18 protein-coding genes are annotated in these 21,593 nt (G+C 61.8%); 8 read left to right on the top strand and 10 right to left on the bottom strand.

The window, feature by feature from the left end; translation table 11 throughout:
• Positions 1-133 precede the first annotated feature (133 nt).
• Positions 134-1,123, top strand: a complete 990-nt coding sequence (locus tag A7W11_RS01660; RefSeq protein WP_066406868.1) for a Bug family tripartite tricarboxylate transporter substrate binding protein — start codon at positions 134-136, stop codon at positions 1,121-1,123.
• 290 nt (positions 1,124-1,413) lie between these two features.
• Positions 1,414-2,511, top strand: coding sequence for an Abi family protein (locus A7W11_RS01655; RefSeq protein ID WP_082887028.1), 1,098 nt, complete (start codon positions 1,414-1,416; stop codon positions 2,509-2,511).
• A 79-nt stretch (positions 2,512-2,590) separates the two neighbouring features.
• Here A7W11_RS01655 and A7W11_RS01650 read toward each other — a convergent pair whose 3' ends face one another.
• The 10 genes from A7W11_RS01650 to A7W11_RS01605 all read right to left on the bottom strand — a co-directional run bounded on the left by A7W11_RS01650 (position 2,591) and on the right by A7W11_RS01605 (position 13,444).
• The gene (locus A7W11_RS01650) at positions 2,591-3,463 is read right to left on the bottom strand and encodes an ABC transporter permease (RefSeq protein WP_066406864.1); all 873 of its coding nucleotides are present in this window, start codon (positions 3,461-3,463) and stop codon (positions 2,591-2,593) included.
• A gap of 9 nt (positions 3,464-3,472) precedes the next feature.
• Positions 3,473-4,291: an ABC transporter ATP-binding protein gene (locus A7W11_RS01645; protein ID WP_066406861.1), complete on the bottom strand. Its 819-nt coding sequence runs from the start codon at positions 4,289-4,291 to the stop codon at positions 3,473-3,475.
• Between the two features lies 1 nt (position 4,292).
• Complete coding sequence (locus A7W11_RS01640) at positions 4,293-5,336, bottom strand: ABC transporter substrate-binding protein (RefSeq protein WP_066406858.1); 1,044 nt, start codon at positions 5,334-5,336, stop codon at positions 4,293-4,295.
• Positions 5,337-5,377: 41 nt separating this feature from the next.
• Positions 5,378-6,310, bottom strand: a complete 933-nt coding sequence (locus tag A7W11_RS01635; protein ID WP_066406856.1) for a TauD/TfdA dioxygenase family protein — start codon at positions 6,308-6,310, stop codon at positions 5,378-5,380.
• Between the two features lie 331 nt (positions 6,311-6,641).
• Positions 6,642-7,847, bottom strand: a complete 1,206-nt coding sequence (locus A7W11_RS01630) for a M20 aminoacylase family protein (RefSeq protein ID WP_066406853.1) — start codon at positions 7,845-7,847, stop codon at positions 6,642-6,644.
• A gap of 59 nt (positions 7,848-7,906) precedes the next feature.
• A complete protein-coding gene (locus tag A7W11_RS01625) occupies positions 7,907-8,875 on the bottom strand; it encodes an ABC transporter ATP-binding protein (RefSeq protein WP_082887042.1) in 969 nt (322 codons plus the stop codon).
• A gap of 51 nt (positions 8,876-8,926) precedes the next feature.
• The gene (locus tag A7W11_RS01620) at positions 8,927-9,916 is read right to left on the bottom strand and encodes an ABC transporter ATP-binding protein (protein ID WP_066406846.1); all 990 of its coding nucleotides are present in this window, start codon (positions 9,914-9,916) and stop codon (positions 8,927-8,929) included.
• 12 nt (positions 9,917-9,928) lie between these two features.
• Entirely contained in the window at positions 9,929-10,831 is a 903-nt protein-coding gene (locus A7W11_RS01615) for an ABC transporter permease (protein WP_066406844.1), read from the bottom strand.
• Positions 10,828-11,802, bottom strand: a complete 975-nt coding sequence (locus A7W11_RS01610; RefSeq protein ID WP_066406842.1) for an ABC transporter permease — start codon at positions 11,800-11,802, stop codon at positions 10,828-10,830. The genes A7W11_RS01615 and A7W11_RS01610 overlap by 4 nt, the downstream gene beginning before the upstream one ends.
• Positions 11,803-11,854: 52 nt before the next feature.
• Positions 11,855-13,444 (bottom strand): ABC transporter substrate-binding protein, encoded by a 1,590-nt coding sequence (locus A7W11_RS01605; RefSeq protein ID WP_066406841.1) that lies wholly within the window; start codon positions 13,442-13,444, stop codon positions 11,855-11,857.
• A gap of 147 nt (positions 13,445-13,591) precedes the next feature.
• Here A7W11_RS01605 and mnmE point away from each other — a divergent pair, with 147 nt between their 5' ends.
• The 6 genes from mnmE to A7W11_RS01580 all read left to right on the top strand — a co-directional run bounded on the left by mnmE (position 13,592) and on the right by A7W11_RS01580 (position 21,585).
• A complete protein-coding gene (gene mnmE, locus A7W11_RS01600) occupies positions 13,592-14,950 on the top strand; it encodes a tRNA uridine-5-carboxymethylaminomethyl(34) synthesis GTPase MnmE (RefSeq protein WP_066406840.1) in 1,359 nt (452 codons plus the stop codon).
• Between the two features lie 184 nt (positions 14,951-15,134).
• Positions 15,135-16,325: a tyrosine-type recombinase/integrase gene (locus A7W11_RS01595; RefSeq protein ID WP_066406838.1), complete on the top strand. Its 1,191-nt coding sequence runs from the start codon at positions 15,135-15,137 to the stop codon at positions 16,323-16,325.
• 166 nt (positions 16,326-16,491) lie between these two features.
• Entirely contained in the window at positions 16,492-16,809 is a 318-nt protein-coding gene (locus A7W11_RS01590; RefSeq protein WP_066406836.1) for an HVO_A0114 family putative DNA-binding protein, read from the top strand.
• Positions 16,810-16,835: 26 nt separating this feature from the next.
• Positions 16,836-17,828, top strand: a complete 993-nt coding sequence (locus A7W11_RS01585; RefSeq protein ID WP_066406833.1) for a restriction endonuclease — start codon at positions 16,836-16,838, stop codon at positions 17,826-17,828.
• Between the two features lie 95 nt (positions 17,829-17,923).
• Entirely contained in the window at positions 17,924-18,937 is a 1,014-nt protein-coding gene (locus A7W11_RS27215; RefSeq protein ID WP_082887026.1) for an AAA family ATPase, read from the top strand.
• A 17-nt stretch (positions 18,938-18,954) separates the two neighbouring features.
• Positions 18,955-21,585: a S8 family peptidase gene (locus A7W11_RS01580; protein WP_066406831.1), complete on the top strand. Its 2,631-nt coding sequence runs from the start codon at positions 18,955-18,957 to the stop codon at positions 21,583-21,585.
• The last annotated feature ends 8 nt before the right edge of the window (positions 21,586-21,593 follow it).

Raw genomic sequence — 21,593 nt, 5'->3', positions numbered from 1 at the left:
ATCAGGCAGTGCGAACGCGAGCTCGCGGACACGCGGGCATACTTTTCCCTCGGTACCGATGAATAGTCAGAACACTGACATCGGCCCCGCGCCTTCAGGCGCGGCGGCAACGGCCCACTAAGGAGGAGTATCCATGGCACAGCAACAGACGCGCCGGCGCAGAGGCGTCCTGGCAATGATGGCGTTCACGCTGTTGGGCGGCGCGCTGGCGGCGGTGGGCAATGCCCAGGCGGCCTGGCCAGACAAGCCGATCCGGGTGATCGTGCCCTACACGCCCGGCGGCGCGACGGACACGGCCACGCGGGTGGTGATGAACAAGCTGGGCGACCGCCTGAAGCAGACCATCATCGTGGAGAACCGGCCGGGCGCCAACAGCAATCTCGGCGCGGCCCAGGCGGCCAAGGCCGATCCGGACGGCTACACGTTCCTCAGCATCCTGCCCGCGTACGTGATCAACGCGCACCTGTACGAACTGAACTACTCGCAGGACAATCTGGTGCCCGTGGTGCAGATGGCCGACCTGCCGCTGTTCCTGTTCGTCAACAAGGACCTGCCGGTGAAGACCTTGCCCGAACTGGTGTCTTATGCGCAGGCCCATCCCGACAAGCTGACCTACGCCTCCAGCGGCACCGGCTCCAGCGCGCACCTGACGGGTGCGGAAATGGCATTGCGGGCCAAGCTGAAGATGACGCACGTGGCCTACAAGGGCAGCGCGCCGATCCTGGCCGACCTGCTGGCGGGCCGGGTGTCGATGGTGTTCGATCCCATCCTGGTGCCCATGCAGTACGTCAAGGAAGGCCGCCTGCGCGCGCTGGCCTTCACGGGCAAGCAGCGCTGGCCCACCGAGCCCGATATTCCCACGATGGAACAGGCGGGCATGCCCGGCTTCGTGACGAGTTCCTGGGTCGGCCTGCTGGCGCCCAAGGGTACCGATCCAGCCATCATCGATCGCATGGCGCGCGAGATCAGCGCCATTGTGCAAGAGCCCGACGTGCGGAAGACGTACATGGATGCAGGCTTCCTGCCGGTTGGCGGCACGCCAGCCGCGTTCGGAGCGCTGATGAAAGCAGACTCCGACCGCTACGGACGCGTCATCAAGGACGCGAAGATCACCGTGAACTGAATGGAAGACAAGCTGATCGCAGGCGGCGTACTGTGATCCTACAGATAAAACGTGCGTCGTTACAGCTACAGATGGGCTCTCGTAACTTTCAAGCAATTTTTCTAACATAGAAGACCAATAGTTCTACCATCTCAAAAGAAGATCTTCTTTGGTAGTTGACTAGATGATCAAATTTGATCAATAATTCTTCTAACGCAACCCGCCACACTTGCTGTCTTAGGACAGTGTGTCTTTCTTAGAAAGACAGTGCAAAAGGCGGGTTTTTCACGTCTATAGCTTGTGCAAGAACGATGAACTATCAAGCACAACCGGCAGAAGCCGGTGCCAAGCAAGCTGCGGGAGACGCCAGACGAGTCTTCAACAAAGTCCACTTAGATCCGGACGAATTGTTGGCTAAGCTGCAAAAGCAGGGTATGGCCGTCGACGCACAGACCGCGTTGCCCTATCTCACGCAGGTAGGCGGCTACAGGATGAAGGGCTACTGGTATCAGTGGCTAGACCCAGAGTCAAAGACTTTCAGGCAAGGCACACACTTTGACCAAATCATCGAGCGGTACGAGTTCGACCGAGAACTGCGCAGAATTACTGGGGATGCGCTAGAACGAATCGAGCTTATGGTTCGCGCGGCAATCTCCAATGTGATGAGCAAACATCACGGGCCGCATTGGTTCGAGAATGCTGCGCTGTTCATCGGCCACACCCCTGCGCCTGTTAAGGTTCAGGCGCTCCAGGACGCCAAGCGCAAGAAGTCTCTGGTAGAGCTGATAGCAGAAGAAGTCGATCGGATGAAGAAGAAGCCCTTCATCGAGCACTATCAGAAGAAGTACAAGGAACCGGCACTTCCGCCTAGCTGGGCGATCAGCGAATGCCTGTCCTTCGGATCGTGGTCTACCGCGTACCCTACCGTGGCAGACGTAGGCCTGCGCAAAGAGGTAAGCCGAAAATTCAAAGTTGAAGATCCTGCCGTCTTTCGCACTTGGCTTCACGCGTTCTCAGTGATGCGGAACACCGTCTTTCACCACGGGCGCCTGCTTGGCGCAAATACTAGCGTTACCCCTGCAGAGTACAGAAAGCGGGACCTACGATTCGATAAAGAGCAGCAGCGCACCTTCTACGCTACTGCCACCATAATCAACTATGTTTGCAAGAGCATCAGACGAGGTCCGCGTTGGAAAAGCGACCTTGAAGCCTTGTTCGCCAAGTATCCAAACATCCCAATTGGCCCAGCATTGGGCTTTCCGGAAGATTGGAAGAACTCGCCAGCATGGACGGCCAATGTACCGAGTCCACGGAAGCATGTCCGGACCAAAGAGACGGAACCCGGCAGCCAACTGGGCGCTATGCTAAAAGCGGCCTTGGCAGCCCAGCAGAAAGTTCAAACCGAGTAGGTCAAATCACAACAGTCAGACCGGCCTCTTTTGCTAACCCAGCTTTGCAGACTATTGCTGCGCATCGAGACAAGGCCCTTTACCGCTGCATCCCCCAACGCCGCACCGTGACGCGCTCGAGCAGTTCGAACACCAGGTTCTCCACCAGCAGGCCGATGATCACCACCGCCACCAGGCCGGCGAACACGCGGTCGGTATAAAGCTCGTTGCGGTTCTGGAAGATGTACCAGCCCAGGCCACCCTGGCCGCTGGACGCGCCGAACACCAGTTCGGCGGCGATCAGCGTGCGCCAGGCGAAGGCCCAGGCGATCTTCAGGCCCGACAGGATGGCGGGCAGCGCCGCGGGCACCAGGATGGCCAGCACGTAGCGCAGGCCCGTCAGGCCGTAGTTGCGGCCGGCCATGCGCAGCGTCTCGGACACGCCCAGGAAGCCGCTGTACATGTTCACGGCCAGCGCCCACAGCACAGAGTGGATCAACACGAACACCAGGCTGCCCTGGCCCAGGCCGAACCACAGCATGGACAGCGGCAGCAGCGCGATCGCGGGCAGGGGATTGAACATCGAAGTGAGCGTGGACAGCAGGTCGCGGCCGAAGCGCGTGGACACGGCCAGCGTGGTCAGCACGAAGGCCAGCACGATGCCGGCCAGGTAGCCCTTGAGCAGCACGCTCATGGACAACGCGGCGCGGCGGGTCAGCTCACCGGTCGCGATGCCGTCGATGAAGGCGCGGCCCGTCTGCAGGGCGCCGGGCAGCAGCAGGTCGTTGTCGGCATAGCGCGCGCCGGCTTCCCACACGATGGCCAGCAGCACCAGGATCAGCGACTTGCGCACGATGGCGTGGCGGAACAGGCGTTCGTGCCATGACAGCGGGACGGCAACGGAAATGCCCTGCGGCAGCGGCTCGGGCTCGCGCACGAACTCGGGCCGCACCGAGGCGGAGGAAACGGACATGGGAACTCCTTACGCGGCGGCTTGCTGCGCGGGCTGGACGGCGGCGTCGGGCTCGTCGAACAGCAGATCGTGGATACGGCGCGACGCCGCCTGGAAGCCCGCGGAACCGGGGCTGCGCAGGTCGTACTGGTGCGCGTTCAGTTCGGCGCGCACGCGGCCGGGATGCGGCGACAGCAGCAGGATGCGGTTGCCCAGCACCAGCGCCTCGTCGATGGAATGGGTGACGAACAGCAACGTGAAGGGCGAGCCCTCCCACAACGCCGTCAGCTCTTCCTGCATGCGGCGGCGGGTCAGCGCGTCCAATGCGGCAAAGGGTTCGTCCATCAGCAGCACGCGCGGCTGCATGGCCAGGGCGCGGGCAATGGCCACGCGCTGCTTCATGCCGCCCGACAACGTGTGCGGGTAGGCATCGGCGAAGGCAGCCAGCCCGACCTTCTCCAGATAATGCAGGGCGCGCTCATCGGCCTCGGCGCGCGACAGGCGACGCGCCGCGCGCAGCGGAAAGGCTACGTTCTGGCGCACCGTCTTCCAGGGCGGCAACTGGTCGAACTCCTGGAACACCACGACGCGATCGGGGCCGGGACCACGGATGCGCTTGCCATCCAGCAGGAACTCGCCTTCGACGGGCTGCACGAAGCCCGCGGCGGCCTTCAGCAGCGTCGACTTGCCGCAACCCGACGGGCCCAGCAGGATGAAGCGGTCTTGAGGCAACACGTCGAAGCTGACCTGGTGCGTGGCGCGCACCAGGCGGTCGGGCGTCTTGTATTCAATGGTGACGCCGCGCGCGCTGAGCAACGGCGTGGGCAGGTGGCTCGGGGTGGCGCTCATCTCAGCTGCCCTGTGCCGTGATGGCGTCGTCGAAGAAGTAGTCGCGCGCGCTGGCCGGCTTGTTCTTGATGGCGCCGACCTGATGCATGAACTCGGCCAGCGGGTAGGTGTTCTGGGGCGCCAGCTTGAACTGCACCTGCGGATTGGTGATGACCTTGACCAGCAGGGCGCGGTCGATCCTGGCCTGCGTGGCCTTGATGTAGATGTCGGCGGCCTGCTCGGGATGGGCGCGCACGAATTCGGCGGCCTCGGCCAGCGCGGCCAGGAAGGCGGCATAGGTCTTGGGGTTTTCCTTGCGGTACTTCTCGGTGGCGAACAGCACCGTCGACGAACTGGGGCCACCCAGCACGTCGTACGAATTCAGCACGATGTGCGCCTTGGGGTTCTCGGCCAGTTCCTGATCTTGAAACGGCGGGTTGGCGAAATGGCCGGTGATCTCGGTGCCGCCCGAGATGATGGCGGCGGCGGCATCGGGGTGCGGCAGCGCGAGGGTCAGGCGGTCCAGGCGGTTGAACTGCTCGGCGCCCCACTGCCTGGCCGCGGCCATCTGCAACACACGCGACTGCACCGACACGGTGACGGCAGGCACGGCGATGCGGTCCTTGTCGGTGAAGTCGGCAATCGTCTTCACTGCGGGATTGTTGCTGACCAGGTAGTAAGGGAAGTTGCCCAGCGAGGCCACGCCACGCACGTTCTGGCGGCCACGGGTGCGGTCCCACAGCGTCAGCAGCGGGCCGACCCCGGCGCCGCCGATGTCGACCGCGCCGGACAGCAGCGCGTCGTTCACGGCCGAACCGCCCGACAGCTTGGCCCATTCCACCTCGATGTCCACGCCGGCGGCCTTGCCGTGCTTCTCGATCAGTTGCTGGTCGCGGGTGACGTTCAGCAGCAGATAGACGACGCCGTATTGCTCGGCGATGCGGATGCGGCCTTCGGCCTGGGCCGGGGTGGGAGAAGCCAGCGCCAGCACTGCGATCAGCAGGGCCAGCACGGTGGCGGTCAGCACGCGCGTGAAGCGTTCGCTGGAGGTTTCGACAGGGCGCATGAGAGAACGTCCGTAAAGCGTAGGGGAGATGCGGCGCGGCCTTAGAAAGGCGCGTCGCCTTCGATGGTGGTGCGGAACAGCTTGCGGCGCAGTTCGGGCGGGCAGCCGGCGGCCAGGTGGATCAGCGAGCGGTTGTCCCAGAACAGCAGATCGTGCGGCTGCCACTGGTGGCGGTAGATGTGCTCGGGACGCACGGCGTGCGCGTTCAGCTCGTCCAGGACCTGGCGGCTTTCGTCTTCGGGCAGGCCCTCGATGCGGGTCGTGAAGCCTTCGCTGACGAACAGCGCGCGTCGGCCGGTTTCGGGATGGGTGCGCACCACGGGATGCGACACTTCCTTCACCTGGGCGATCTGCTCGGCGCTGAGCGTGGGACGCCAGTTGCTCTGGCCGCGCAGGCGGTCGTAGCGGGCCAGGTACGAGTGGATGGCGTTGCGGCCTTCGACCACTTTACGCAGGTGCTCGGGCAAGGTCTTGTAGGCCAGCTCCATGTCGGCGAACAGGGTATCGCCGCCTTCGGACGGCAGCTCTTGCGCATGCAATAGAGACCCCAGGGCCGGCAATTCCTTGTACGAGATGTCCGAGTGCCATTCCTTGCCCGCGTCGCCCAGGCCGATGGGCTGGCCGTTCTCGACGACGTTGGAGATGATGAGGATCTCGGGATGGCCGGCCAGGTGGAACTGGTGCAGCACGTGGATCATCAGCTTGCCGAAGCGGCGGCTGAAGTCGATGTGCTGCTGCGGGGTGATCCGCTGGTCGCGGAACACCACCACGTGATAGTCGAGATGGGCGCGATGCACGCGGCCGAAGTCTTCTGCGTTCAGGTCGCGGCCCAGGTCGATGCCCACGATCTCGGCGCCAATGCCGTTGGCGAAAGGGCGAACCTCGAAGCTTTGCGGGGCGGCGGCCGAGTGCGACCCAGCCGATTGCGGCCCAGCCGAGACAGGACGTTCGAGGATGACGGGATTGGCGGACATCGTTTTGCTCCATGCAGCGGCCCGCTTGCGGACCGGCTACCTTGCCGCGATATAGGCGGCGCTTATATGAGTCAGGAGCTCTGATTATGAAAACGCCGAGGCCTTACGCAAACGAATAAATCCGCCTTTCGACAGAGCTTTTAGTCATATGGGTACGCATATGAAATCGGCCCATATGCTTATGCTGGAACGCATGGGTCGAACACGCTTGAATCGGGTTCGGCGCGCCACGGTCGGCCCCAAAAAGGGGCGTCAATGCAAAACGCCGACCTCTCGGTCGGCGCTCGGCGTGCAAGGGCTACGCGGCGGCATGGCGCCGCCGCTTATGCCGTCAGGCCTGCTTGAAGAAGGCCTGCACCAGCTTCACCCAGTACGTCGCGCCCACGGGCAGCAACGCATCGTTGAAATCGTAGTTGGAGTTGTGCAGTTGGCACGGCCCCATGCCGTGGTAGCTGGCCAGGCGGTGATCGCCCTCGCCATTGCCCAGGAACAGGTAGCAGCCAGGCTTGGCTTCCAGGAAGAACGAGAAGTCCTCGGCGCCCATGAACGCCGGGATGGTCGTATCGACGGCTTCGTCGCCGAAGGTGTCGCGCGCGACCTGCGCGGCGAAGGCGGTTTCCTTTTCCCAGTTGACCAACGGCGGGTAAGCGCGCACGAAGTGAAGCTCGCCCGTGCCGCCATAGACCTGCGGCAGCGTCGTGGCGATGCGGCGCATGTCTTCCTCGATCTTGTCCAGCGCCTCGGTGGTGTAGGTGCGCACCGTGCCGCGCAGCACGGCCTCGTTGGGGATCACGTTGTAGGCGTCGCCCGCATGGATCTGCGTGATGGACAGCACCGCCGAATCCAGCGGATCGCGGCTGCGCGAGATGACGGTCTGCAGCGCGTGCACCATGTCGGCCGCCACCACGATAGGATCGACCGCGCGGTGCGGCTGCGCGGCATGGCCGCCGATGCCCTTGATCACAATGTCCCAGCGGTTGCTGGAGGCCATGGCCGGACCGGTGCGGAAACCGAACTGGTTGGTCGGCATGCCGGGCATGTTGTGCATGCCGAAGATGGCGTCACAGGGGAATTTCTCGAACAGTCCGTCCTGCATCATGGCGCGTGCGCCGGCGTTGCCGCCTTCTTCCGCGGGTTGGAAGATGAAGTTGACGGTGCCGTCGAAATCGCGGTGCTTCGCCAGGTACTGCGCCGCGCCCATCAGCATGGCGGTGTGGCCATCGTGGCCGCAGCCGTGCATGCGGCCGGGAATGGTGGAAGCATGCTCGAAGCGGTTCAGCTCGGGCATGGGCAGCGCATCCATGTCGGCGCGCAGGCTGACGGCCCGTTTCGAGTTGCCGCCCGTGCCGCGCAGCACGCCCACCACGCCGGTCTTGCCCAGGCCGGTGTGCACTTCCAGACCCAGGTCGCGCAGGCGCTGCGCCACCAGGCCGGACGTGCGGGTCTCTTCGAAAGCCAGTTCGGGATGGGCGTGGATGTCGCGCCGCAGGGCGGTGAGTTCAGCATGCGCGCGTTCGATTTCGTCGATGGTCTTCATGGGAAATTCCCTCGTAAAGCGTTGGCCCGACAACGGGCCCTTAACCAATCCATCTTAAATCATGCCGCGGGAGCGTCATTCAAATGGCAGGCGCTGAGATGGCCCGGCGCCACGCGGCGCAGCATCGGCTGCTCGGTCTTGCAACGCGGCATGGCGTGCGGACAACGGGGGTGAAAAGTACAGCCCGGCGGCGGCGCCAACGGCGACGGCAGCTCGCCCTTGATGGGCTGGTACTGACGCCGGCCCGCCGACAGCGTCGGCAGTTCCTTCAGCAATGCCTGCGTGTACGGATGGTTGGCGCGCGCGAACACGTCCTGCGCGCTCGCCAGCTCGACCACCCGGCCCAGGTACATGATGGCCACGCGATCCGAGATGTGGCTGACCACGCTCAGGTTGTGGCTGATGAACAGGTACGTCAGGTTCAGGTCGGCGCGCAGGCGCTCGAACAGGTTCAGCACCTGCGCCTGGATGGACACGTCCAGCGCGGCCACGGCCTCGTCGCACACGATGGCGGAAGGCTTCAGGGCCAGCGCGCGCGCGATGCCGATGCGCTGACGCTGGCCGCCGGAGAACTGGTGCGGATAACGCTGCGCATAGGAAGGATCGAGCCCCACCTGGCGCATCAGCTCGGCCACGTATTCCGTGCGGTCGCGGCGCGTCACCAGGCCGTGCACCATCGGCGCCTCGCCCACGATGTCGGCCACGCGCATGCGCGGATTCAGCGAGGCATACGGGTCCTGGAAGATCATCTGCACGCCCAGTTCGTACTGGCGCCGCTCGTCGGCCTGCAGGCCGGCGACGTTGCGGCCGCGGTAGTGGATGGCGCCGTCGGTCGGCCGCAGGATGCCCGCGGCGATGCGGCCCAGCGTGGACTTGCCGCAACCCGACTCGCCGACGATGCCGATGACTTCGCCAGCCGCCACGTCGAGATCCACGCCATCGACCGCATGCACGGTCAGCGTCTTCAGGCCCGCGCCGAACAGGTTGGCGATGCGGCCGGCCACGTCGACCGGCTGCACGAAGCGCATCTGTACCTGGCGCAGCGACAGCAGCAATGCGGCGTTCTGGGGGGTATCCACTTACGGCTCTCCGGGATGCCAGCAGCGCACCCAATGCGCGGGCCGGTGTTCGACGGACTCGGGCGCTGTCTCGCAAGCCTGCGAGGCACGGGGACAGCGCGTGCGAAAGGCACAGCCCTGCGGCAGGTTCAACAGCGAAGGCGTCATGCCCGGGATCTGCGCCAAAGGCTTGCCACGCGATTCGGGCGTGGGGATCGAGGCGATCAGGCCATGCGTGTAGGGATGCAGCGGATGGCCGATGACGTCGCCGGTGGCGCCCGTTTCCACCACGCGTCCCGCGTACATCACCGACACGCGGTCGGCCAGCCCCGCGACCACCGCCAGGTCGTGCGTGATCCAGATCAGCGCCGTGCCGGTGTCGCGGCACAGGTTCTGCATCTCGTACAGGATCTGGCCCTGGATGGTGACGTCCAGCGCGGTCGTGGGTTCGTCGGCCACGATCAGGCGAGGCTTGTTCAGCAGCGCGATGGCGATGGCCACGCGTTGCCGCATGCCGCCGGACAATTGATGCGGATAGGCGCGCAGGCGTTCCTGCGGCGCGGGAATACCGACCATCGCCAGGGTCTTCAGTGCGCGGTCGTGCGCCTCGGCGCGGCTGACGTCGTGATGCGCCAGCACCGTTTCGATCATCTGGGTATCCACGCGCAACACAGGGTTGAGCGTCATCATCGGATCCTGGAAGATCATCGCGATCTCGTTGCCGCGCAGCGTGCGCCACTGCGCGGGCGAGGCCTGCCGCAAGTCGTTGCCCGCGAAGCGGATGCTGCCGTCGACGATGCGGCCCGGCTCGTCCAGCAAGCCCATCAACGAGAAGCCGGTGATGCTCTTGCCCGAGCCGGACTCGCCGACCAGGCCCAGGATCTCGCCGCGCGCCAGCGTCAGGTCGACGCCGTCCACGGCCTTGACCACGCCGGCGCGTGTATGAAAATGCGTCTTCAGGCCGCGCACGTCCAGCACGGCTTCGTTTTCAGGGGCGATGACGTTGTCCATGGCGTGCAGCCCTCAGGAAACGTGGCGCGGGTTGAGCACGTCGCGCAGATGATCGCCCACCAGGTTGATGGCGATGATGGAGATGGCCAGCGCGATGCCGGGAAAGAACGAGATCCAGTATTGCCCGGACAGCAGGTACTCGAAGCCGTTGGAGATCAACATGCCCAGCGAGGGTTCGGTCACCGGCACACCCACGCCCAGGAACGACAGCGTAGCCTCCAGCGCGATGGCGTGCGCCAGGTCGATGGTGGCGATGACGATCAGGGGCGGCATGCAGTTGGGCAGCACGTGGCGGAACAGGATGCGCCCCCATCCCAGCGACAGGCAACGCGCGGCCTCGACGTATTCCTTGCCGCGCTCGACCAGCGCGGCGCCGCGCGCGGCCCGTGCGAAATAGGCCCACTGCACCACCACCAGCGCGATGATGACCTTGTCCACGCCCTTGCCCAGGATGGCCAACAGCATCAGCGCCACCAGGATGGCGGGAAAGGACAGCTGGATGTCCACGATGCGCATCAGCAGCGCATCCACGCGGCCACCGAAATAAGCCGCCACCAGGCCCACCGCCGCGCCGATGGCGAACGCCGCCAGCACCGACACGAAACCCACCATCAGGCTGGTGCGCAGGCCGTACAGGATGGCCGACAGCACGTCGCGCGCCTGGCCATCGGTGCCCAGCAGATAGGCGCTGCCGGTCATGCTTTCGCCGCCCGGCGGCAGCTTGGAATCCATGATGTCCAGCGAGCCGATGTCGTAGGGATTCTGCGGCGCGATCCACGGCGCCAGCAGCGCCGCGCCGATCACCAGGACCAGCAGCACCAGGCCCAGCGTGGCAAGCTTGCTGGCGAAGAAATCCGAGGCCAGTCTGCGCCACGGAGACTCGACGGCCGGCGTGGAAAGCGTGGTGGTAGTCATCGGCGGGCATCCAGACGTACGCGGGGATCGAGCACGGTGTACAGAATGTCGACCACGAGGTTCAGCATCACCAGCAGGAAGACCGTCAGCATCAGGTAGGCCACCACCACCGGACGATCCAGGTTGATGATGGAGTCGATCAGCAGCTTGCCCATGCCGGGCCACGAGAACACCGTTTCGGTGACGACGGCGAAGGCGATCACCTGGCCGTACTCCAGGCCTGACACCGTCACCACGGGAATCAGGATGTTCTTCAGCAGGTGCACGCCCAGCACGCGCTTTTCGGACAGGCCCTTGGCGCGCGCGAACTTGATGTAGTCCATGGGCAGCGATTCGCGCGTGGCCGCGCGCGTCACGCGGATCACCAGCGAACACTTGGCCAGCGCGATGGTCAGCGCGGGCAGCAGCAGGCGCGACCAGCCATCCAGCGTCAGCACGCTGAGACCGATGGGCCCCAACGCCACGGTGTCGCCCCGCCCGCTGGCCGGCAACCAGCCCAGCATCACCGCGAACACCATGATCAACATCATGCCGACCCAGAAGTTGGGCAGCGAGAAACCGAGCACCGAGCCCGTCATGATGGCGCGCGATCGCGCCGCCTTCGGCTTGAGGCCCGCCAGGATGCCCAGCGGCACGCCCACCAGCACCGAGATCAGCATCGCCACGGTGGCCAGCTCCAGCGTGGCCGGCATGCGCTGCAGGATCAGGCGCATGGCCGGCTCGCCGGTCAGGAAGCTGTTGCCGAAGTCGCCTTGCACCGCCTGGCTCATGAAGATCAGGTACTGGCGCCACAACGGCAGGTCCAATCCCAGCGCACGCCGGATGGCTTCACGCTGCGCCTCGGTGGCCTCGGGGCTGGCCAGCATGGCGATGGGATCGCCGATCATGTAGATGCCGGCGAACACCAACGCCGACATCACCACCATCACGACGATCGTCTGCAGCAGGCGGCGGATGATCGTGGCTAGCACGGCAACCTCCTCCCGCCGCTTCTACAGCTACAACGGATAAGCGGCACGTCGATTACTTCGCGGGCGTGACGAACTGGGCTTCGGTGGTCTGGTCCGCGCGGCCCTGATAGCGCAGGTCCGACTTCATTGCCCACACCGACAGCTCGAAGTGGATGGGCAGCAGGGCATAGTCGTCGACCGCCATGCCGCTGGCCTTCTGCAGCAGTTCGGCGCGCGCCTTGTCGTCCATCGTGGACGAGGCCTGCGCGACCAGCTTGTCCATCTCGGGATTCGAGTAGCGGCCGCGGTTGGTGGTGCCCACGCCGCGCTTGGGATCCGGCGTGACCAGCAGCGAGTTCAACGGGTTCGACATCTCGCCCGTCGATACCGCCCAGCCGGCCAGATAGGCGCTGAACTGATACGAGTCGCGGCCCTTGAAGAACACCGGCGGCGCCAGCGCGTCCACGCTGGTCTTCACGCCGATGCGGGTCCACATCGAGGCGATGGCCTGCGCCACCTTGGCGTCGTTGATGTAGCGGCCCGACGGCGAGCCCAGCGTGATCGAGAAGCCCTCGGGGTAGCCGGCCTCTTTCAGCAGCGCCTTGGCTTTTTCGACATCCGCCTTCGGAATGGCGGTGCGTTCCTTCGAGGTGCCGAACATCGGATACGGCAGCAGGTTGGCCGCGGGCAGCGCCGCGCCGCCCATCACGCGCTGCACGATGGCGTTGCGGTCGATGGCCAGCGACAGGGCCTGGCGCACACGCTTGTCCTTCAGCGGGTTCTTGTCGGCGCCCTGGATGCCAGGGCTTTTCTCGGCGTTGAACTGGTCCATCGCCACGTAGATCATGCGCGCCGAAGGTGTCTGTTCGACGAAGAGTTTCTTGTTCTCTTTCAGGCGCGCCAGGTCATCGGTCGGGGGATCCTCGATCATGTCCACGTCGCCTGCCAGCAGCGAGGCCACGCGCGAAGCGGCGTTGGTCATGGGCCGGTAGACGATGCGGTCCCATGCGGGCTTGGGCCCCCAGTAGTTTTCATTGCGCGCCAGCACCAGTTCGGCGCCGCGCTTCCACGACACGAACTTGTACGGGCCCGTGCCGACCAGGCCGTCGCCGCTGTTCAACTCCATCGTCGTCTTGCCTTCGGGGGCCGCGCCCGACGCGGCCTTCTTCGACATGATGGGCAGTTGCGCCAGGTTCACCAGCAGCAGCGGCGAAGGCTCTTTCGTGGTGACGCGCACGGTCTGCGGATCCACCGCCTCGACCTTGTCGACCGCGCTGAGATACAGCGTGAAGGGCGACGGGCTGTTCGGCACCTTGGGCACGCGTTCATAGGTGAAGACCACGTCTTCCGCCGTGAACGGCGAGCCGTCGGAGAATTTGACGCCTTTACGCAGCTTGAAGGTCCAGACCTTGCCGTCGACCGTCCACGACTCGGCCAGCGCCGGTTTCGGATTGAGCTTGGGGTCGGTGTTCACCAAGCCGTCGAACATCGTGTTGGAGATCTGGATGTTGGGCGTGAGCGCGTGATATTGCGGGTCCATCGAGCTGGGCTCGGTCTTCAATCCCACCACCAGGTCTCGCGCCTGGACCGCCCCCACCGCACCGAAAGCCATTGCCACCGCCGCCGCGCCACAGGCCAGTGCCCGTGCGAACTTGAACGCCATTGTGTTCTCCATGGTGTGCCGGCTTGTGGCCGGTGATGCATGCTGAACCAGCAAAGTCCATGCCAAGTCGATTGAGGGCAAGGCAGGGTGCCGGGCAGCAGGTATATTCCCTTATCCCCCAGGCCTTTTAAACAGAGTAATTACCCGATGTTCCCCACCGCCCCCATCGCTGCCATCGCCACTGCTCCCGGACGGGGCGGCATTGGCGTGGTGCGCGTGTCAGGCTCCGACTTGGTGCCTGTGATGCTGTCGCTGTTCGGCCGGACGCTGACGCCGCGGCATGCGCACTACCTGCCGTTCACGGCGGCCGACGGCGAAGTGCTGGACCAGGGGATCGCGCTGTACTTCAAGGGGCCGAACTCGTACACCGGCGAAGATGTGCTGGAGTTGCAGGGACATGGCGGACCCGCGGTGTTGCGGCGCCTGCTGTCGCGTTGCCTGGAGGCGGCGCGCGAGCAGGGCATCCGGCTGGCCGAGCCGGGCGAGTTCACGCGGCGCGCGTTTCTGAATGATCGGATGGACCTGGCCCAGGCCGAGGCCGTGGCGGACCTGATCGACGCGTCGTCCGAGGCGGCGGCGCGTGGCGCGATGGCGTCGCTGTCCGGCGACTTCTCGCGGCGCGTGGAAACGCTTGCCGAACGCATCGTGCACCTGCGCATGCTGGTCGAAGCGACGCTGGATTTTCCGGAAGAGGAAATCGACTTCCTGGAGAAGTACCAGGCGCGGCCGACGCTGGCGGCATTGGTAGCCGATCTGGATACGCTGATCGCGCAGGCGCGCCAGGGCGTGATCCTGCGCGAGGGCTTGCATGTGGTGCTGGCCGGGCAACCCAACGTGGGAAAGTCGAGCCTGCTGAATGCGCTGGCGGGTGACGAAGTGGCCATCGTGACGCCTATTGCGGGCACGACGCGGGACAAGGTGGTGCAGGAGATCCATATCGATGGTGTGCCGCTACATATCGTCGATACCGCGGGGCTGCGCGAGACCGAGGATACGGTGGAGAGCATCGGCATCGCGCGTACGTGGAAAGAGATCGAGCGGGCGGATGTGATCCTGCATCTGCAGGATGTCACGCGGCCGGGGGATCAGCTGGATGCCGCGATCACCGATCGGCTGCCGGCGCGCACGCCGGTGCTGGTGGTCTACAACAAGGCGGATCTGTTGGGGAATGCGGCGGGGTTTGTGGCGCCGGAAGGGTCGCTGGCGATTTCCGCGCGTGAAGGGGTGGGGCTCGATACGCTGCGCAGCGAGCTGCTGCGGTTGGCGGGGTGGAACCCCGGTGGGGAATCGCCCTGGCTGGCGCGCGAACGGCATCTGCATGCGCTGCAGGCGTCGGCGGAGCATCTGGCGATTGCCGGGGAACATGCCGAGCTGGATGATCGGGTGCTGGATCTGTTCGCCGAGGAACTGCGGCTGGCGCATGAAAGCCTGACGTCGATCACGGGGAAGTTCACCAGCGATGATCTGCTGGGGGAGATTTTTTCGAGTTTCTGTATTGGGAAGTGATGTGATATCCAGGGACATCCATTGAAGTCTACTGATGCTCCTGAAAGCCGCATAAATAAAGGAATTTTTGTCTACTGACGGATTTGGTGATACAGTCACAGCCATTGCTATTCGGGTCCATAAACGGGTCCAAATATGCCGAATGGCTTGATTAAATAATTTAGATGGACCCAATGGAGGGTCCATGTCTCTCACAGATACTGCGCTCAAAGCACTCAAACCCAAGGGTGCCTCGTATATCGTCAGCGATGATCGTGGGTTGTACGTTGAGGTGCTGCCAAGCGGCAGCATTGTCTGGCGCTATCGCTATCGGCTTAATGGCAAACGTGAAAAGCTCACTCTGGGCAAGTATCCAGCTCTGACACTGAAGAATGCCCGACTGAAACGAGACGAAGCTGCTCAGCTAATTGCGATGGGCGAATCGCCTGCCAAGAAAAAGCAACAGGAAAAAGTCGTTGGCTCTGAAGATGCCACCGTCACTGACTTTTCTGACCGTTTCTTCAAAGATATTCAGTCACGTGACCGCAAAGACATAACCATACCGAAGCGCTACCTTGAGAAGGACATCCTGCCGCACATCGGCAACAAACGGGTCAAAGACGTTACCACCGAAGACGTACGCAACCTCATCTGGCGCAAGAAGGAACAAGGCTTCGACGCTGCAGCAGGCCAAGTTCGTGGCCTGCTCAAACGTATGTTCGACTACGCACTGACTTGCGGCCTGATCCAGGCCAACCCGGTCATGGCGCTACCTATGCGACACGTCTACCGAGCTACCACTCGTGACCGGGCACTGACACCAGAAGAAATCCGGCTGTTCCTTCGTGCCATGCAAACCTCCAACATTCGTCGTCAGTTCAAGATCGCCTTCCAATTGATCCTGATGACCTTGGTACGTAAATCCGAGCTGATGCAAGCTCAGTGGAAAGACGTGCATCTGGACGAACGCGAATGGCATATTCCAGTGGAAAACTCCAAGACCGGCAAGCCGCACATCATCTACTTATCCACACAGGCTAAGACACTGTTCGAGGAACTCAAACCGATGGCCAGCAGCAGTGTTTGGGTGTTGCCTGGACGAGGTTCCTTGACCAAGCCCTTCGCAGACAATGCGCTGAATCATGCACTGAAAGTGTCATTGCAAGGGCAGGAGATTCCGGCTTTCACTATTCATGATCTGCGGCGTACTGCTTCGACACTGCTACATGAGCAGGGCTGGCCTTCAGATGTGGTGGAGAAGGCGTTGAATCACACGATTGGCGGGGTACGTGGTGTTTATAACCGGGCAGAGTACGCCGAGCAGCGGCGGGAGATGCTGCAAGCGTGGGCGGATTACATCGACAGGCTGGCGCCGTCGGCCAATTTGGTGGTGTGAGCCCGTCCGGGGCACCGATGGCCTTTTCCTTTTTGGGGTAGGCCCGTTGCCCCTTGATTGCCATTCCCTTACACCTGTCTTTTCCTTTGTGGAAGGCATTTGTGATCGACGATGATTATCAGACACTGATACAATTTTGAATCAACGTGTCATTGGATTCGCGATCATGAAGCGCTGCATTGTGGGTATCCGACAGCCAGAAAGTTCGCCGCCGAAAGGAAGCGAAACGCCCAGCATTTGGTTTCCGTCTCTGGCATCACTGGCAGCAGTGCTGTCGGACGACAATCGCCGCCTGTTGCACCTTATCCATGACAAACAACCCAAGTCCCTGACCGAGCTGGCCGAACTCAGCGGCCGCAAGGTACCAAACCTGTCGCGCACCCTGCGGATGATGTCGGATTACGGACTGGTTTCGCTGCAGCGCAAAGTTCGGGATGTTCAGCCGACCGCACTGGCGACTGAGTTTCTGGTGGTGCTGGACTGATGACTATAAATACGAAAGGGAATGCGATGGCACGGATGTGGATGGTGCGCGGCGAAGGCGGTAGCCTGTACGACGCCTTTCGCGAACGCGGCGTGGCTGCTGTGGGCTGGAATCAACTGGCGGCCCATGCCAAACCCGGTGTCGGGCGTAAGCAGCTAATCGCCCTGTACCAGTCCGCCGAGCCCCAAGTAAAACAAGGCACGGTGGTATCGGGCGCATCCCAGGTCTGGCGCTTCGTCAACGACATCCAGGATGGCGATTGGGTCATCACCTATTCGCCAGCCAATCGCCTGTACTCGATTGGCAAGGTCACTAGTTCAGCCGAGCACCACCCGGAGTGGGTCGAGCAAGGCATGCCGCTGGCGCGCAAGGTGCAATGGCAAACGCAGGAGTTGCCGCGTGACAGCTTGGGCACCAGCACAAAAAACAGCCTGGGTTCAACCTTGACCCTCTTCGAGGTGCCGTTCAGCGCGGCTTCCGAAGTTCTGGCGGCGCTAAAGGGTAAACCTGCTCCAATAGTGGAAGACGAGGCTGAGGAAGTCATCGCCGACCCACTGGCCGACATCGAGTCCCAAGCGCTGGAGCGCATCAAGGATCGGGTCAACGAACTCGACTGGGACGACATGCAGCAGTTGGTCGCCGGTATCCTGCGCGCCATGAGCTACAAGACCCAAGTTTCACCACCTGGTTCAGACCGGGGCAAGGACATCGTCGCATCGCCCGACGGCTTCGGCTTCGAACACCCGCGCATCGTCGTGGAGGTCAAGCACCGCAAAGGACAGATGGGCAGTCAGGAAATCCGTAGCTTCCTCGGCGGCCGCCACAAGGATGATCGTGGGCTGTATGTCAGTACTGGCGGCTTCACCAAGGACGCCCAGTACGAAGCAGATCGAGCATCCATCCCTCTGGCAATGTGGACGCTGGACCATGTGGTGCGCGCTCTGATCGAGCACTACGACGCTACAGACGCCGAAACCAAACGAATCGTGCCGCTGAAGCGGCTGTACTGGCCTGCTTGAGTTATCAATGCAAGACGTGTGCTTGACAGCCCCTGAACAAACGCCAATTCGGAGTACGACAATGCCACCTAAATTTTTCGTCAAGGTGAACACATATGGCACAAGCTGATACCTTGGTCGCCCTGGTAAAAGCAGCCAGTAGCGGCGACCAACCTTCTTTTCGGAAGTCGACCGAAGCCTTGATTCAAGAAGAACGTGGCAAGGGGCACCGAATCCTAGCCGACCGCCTGGAAAAGGCATTACGAGCGCCAGCCCATCAGCCGACCTTATTCCAGCCTTCTGCAGCAGCGACGCGACCAGCCCAAACTGGGGGCATAGCGCAGAAAGATCTGATTGCCGAGTTGACACCAGAGCGTTCGCTGGAAAGTTTGGTGCTTAACGATAGTATTCGCGGGCAGTTACGAGAAGTTGTCGAAGAACAGCATCGTGCTGAGTTGCTGCATGCTCACGGCTTAAGCCCAAGGCATCGAATCCTACTAGCTGGGGCGCCAGGGAACGGTAAAACATCGGTTGCTGAAGCGTTGGCATTTGAGTTGATGGTGCCGCTGATCGTTGTGCACTATGAGTCGTTGATTGGCAGCTACCTGGGCGAAACTTCTATCCGCTTGAAAGCCTTACTTGACTACGCTCGAACACGGCGCTGCGTGTTGTTCTTTGACGAGTTCGAAACATTGGGCAAAGAGCGAGGTGACACTCATGAAACGGGGGAGATAAAGCGTGTCGTTAGCTCTTTGCTGCTTCAACTCGACGATCTTCCAGATTATGTCGTTGTCGTTGCTGCTAGCAATCACCCAGAACTTTTGGATAGGGCCGTTTGGCGGCGCTTTCAGGTTCGACTGGAACTCCCTCTTCCTACACGCGCACAGTTGACCGCGTTCGTCGCCTCTATCAGTGAACGCAGCAAGGTCAATTTTGGCTTGGCCAATGAGACTGTCGCAAAAAGACTTTTAGGCCTCAGTTTTTCAGAGGTGGAAGAGTTCTGCTTGGGAGTAGTCCGGAGAGCGGTACTAGATCAGAAGGTAGATGACGCCAGAACCATCGTCTCTTCCAGGTTGGAACAATGGAAGAAGCGGTTGAAACCTGCCAATAAAGAAGTATCAGACGAATAAGGCACAAGGAGGGGGATATGCCTGATGAGTATTTGCCATTACTGGTTTTTCCTGAAAAGCGAATTCTCCAGCCAGAAAAGGGCAACGGTTTTCCTCCGGGAAAACAGAATTTGCCCGGCCATGGTGCCCAAGTAGCCCGTATTGGAAGACAGATCGAACATCTGGAAGAAGACTTCGCACGCTATCAGGCCAGCCTGACTGGTGCTCTGGCCGGGCTCGAACCTGAAATGGTCCTGGTCATCGAGATCGTTGGACGTCTGGACGACTTCCGACAAGCCGTTGAAGCGGCTGGCTTGGAGTGGCTAGGGGAGACGGAAATCGACGATCTGGAGGCTGAGGATGATGGCTTCCATGAGCGAGATGCTGCCGGTCAACCTGCGGTTAAGCCGCTGAGCGGTCGCATGTTTCTGGCCATGAGCAACATGGCGGGCTTGCAAGAGATTCTCGCGCTTTGGGAGCAATGGAAAGCCAATAGAAGCCTGCCCCACGGAAAAACAAAGTGGAAAGCCGTTTTCGAGCAATTGAACGTGCTGAGGCGCTGGGGCATTGAGGAGACATTGGTCGAAACAGGAATGATCGACCGCTGGCAAGACCTGCTTGAACCCCTCGACCCCAAAGAGAAGGTGAGATTTCAGATTGAGCTTTTCTACCGCAAGAGGGTTGAAAAGCGTCGAAATAATGAAGCAACAATTCGATCCTTGCTTGAAGGCCTCGGAGGCCAAACGCTTTCGGAGTTCCTTGATATGCCTCAGATCGCATTCCATGCGGTCAAGGCCGAATTGCCTGCTCACGCCATTCAGTCGCTGCTCGATCAAGTAGCTGCGGATGACGCTGATATCGACATTGAGTTGTTCAAATTCGCCGGCATCATGTATTTCCGCCCTACCGGGCAAAGCCTGGCGGTTTCTGAGGAGGGCGAGGGAGAGCCGGCTGCGTTCCCCGAAAGTGTCAGTGCCCTCCCTCCTGTCGCAGCGCTCCTTGATGGCGCTCCATTGCAATTGCATGAAGCGCTGAAAGACCGACTGCTGGTTGATGACACCTTTGGCTTGGAGGCAACTTATCAACCTGGAGAGCGCAAGCATGGTACTGCCATGGCTTCCTTGATTCTTCATGGGGATCGCAGCAATCCCGAGTCCGAACCGCTACCGCACAAACTGTATTGCATCCCGGTGATGCAGCCTGACCATCAGACACGCGAACATGATGAACATATGCCGGATGACGTTTTCTTTGAAGACCGCATCCATATTGCCATTCGGCGCATGTTCGAAGGCTCTGGCGACGTTCCCGCGCAAGCGCCTACGGTCAAGGTCATCAATCTTTCCATTGGTGATACAGCACGGGAATTTATCCATACGCCGAGTCCTTGGGCACGGTTACTCGACTGGTTGGCCTACCGCCACCGCGTGCTGTTCTGCATCAGCGCGGGCAACTACTGCGACAAGATTAATATCGGACTCAATCAACAGCAGTTCGCCGCTCTTTCTGATGGAGAGAAGGTAAGTGCCACCGTCAAAGCAATATCAAATAGCTTGACTTCCCGGCGCCTGCTTTCGCCAGCAGAAGCGATGAACGCCATTACGGTAGGAGCCGCTCACGCCGATGATTCTGGAGATGCATATCCGCAATTTGGCCAGCGTGTCGATGTGCTGCCTTCGCAAACACTGTTCAGTCCTGCCACCCGTCTGGGCTTTGGTTTTAAACGCTCCATAAAGCCTGACATCCTCATGCCCGGAGGGCGGCAACTCTACAACGCCCCTGTGCTAGCTAGATCTACCCTGTACAGCGTCGACAACTCCATCGTCGGGCCAGGTCAAAAAGTTGCGCTGGACAGCAGACAGCAAGGCGTTTTGAACAACGAAGCCTTCTGGCGTGGCACCAGCAATGCGACGGCGCTGGCCACACGAGGCGCGGTGCGGCTGTACGACATGCTGGACAGACTACGCAATGAGGAGGGGGAGGATATTCCCGAGACGTTGATGTCGGTGCTGATGAAGGCGCTACTGGTACATGGAGCTAAGCAAGACGACGCTGGCAAGCAACACATCGAACAAGCGTTGAAAGACGCGCGCAACTCTCGTCAGTTCAAGCAGGTAATCACGCGCTACCTAGGCTATGGAGCCGTGGATATCGAGCGTGTGCTGACCTGCACTGCCCAGCGAGCAACCGTCCTAGGCTGTGGAGAGATACGAGAAAACGAGGTACATGAGTATGCCTTTCCGATCCCTCCCGGCTTCTCTTCCCAAAAGATTTGGCGGCGGCTGGTAGTGACCTTAGCTTGGCTGACACCAATCAATCCGGACCACCGCAATCTTCGAGAAGCCAAACTGACGCTAGAGCCCGGAGGGGGGAATTGGTCCAGTCAGATCCTTAAACTGGATCGTCAAGACGGTGACCACAATCAGGTGGAGCGTGGCACCGTGCAGCATGAAGTGCTGGAAGGCAAGAAGCAGATCCAGGCTTTCGAGGATGGTGAGACCTTGCGCATTCGCGTCACCTGCAAAAAGGACGCGACCGCACGCCTTGATGCTGTCATTCCCTACGGGCTCGCTGTGACTTTGGAAGCGAAGGAAGACATTCCGATCTACCAACAAGTCCGCGCCCGTATCAAGCAGCCGGTGCGTATTGCACCGGGCGTAGGCCGGTGATCGCATAA

The sequence above is a fragment of the Bordetella ansorpii genome (assembly GCF_900078315.1).
Taxonomy (GTDB): Bacteria; Pseudomonadota; Gammaproteobacteria; order Burkholderiales; family Burkholderiaceae_B; genus Bordetella; species Bordetella ansorpii.
The sequence above is the reverse complement of the archived record's forward strand: the minus strand, read 5'-3'. Positions and strand labels throughout refer to the sequence as shown.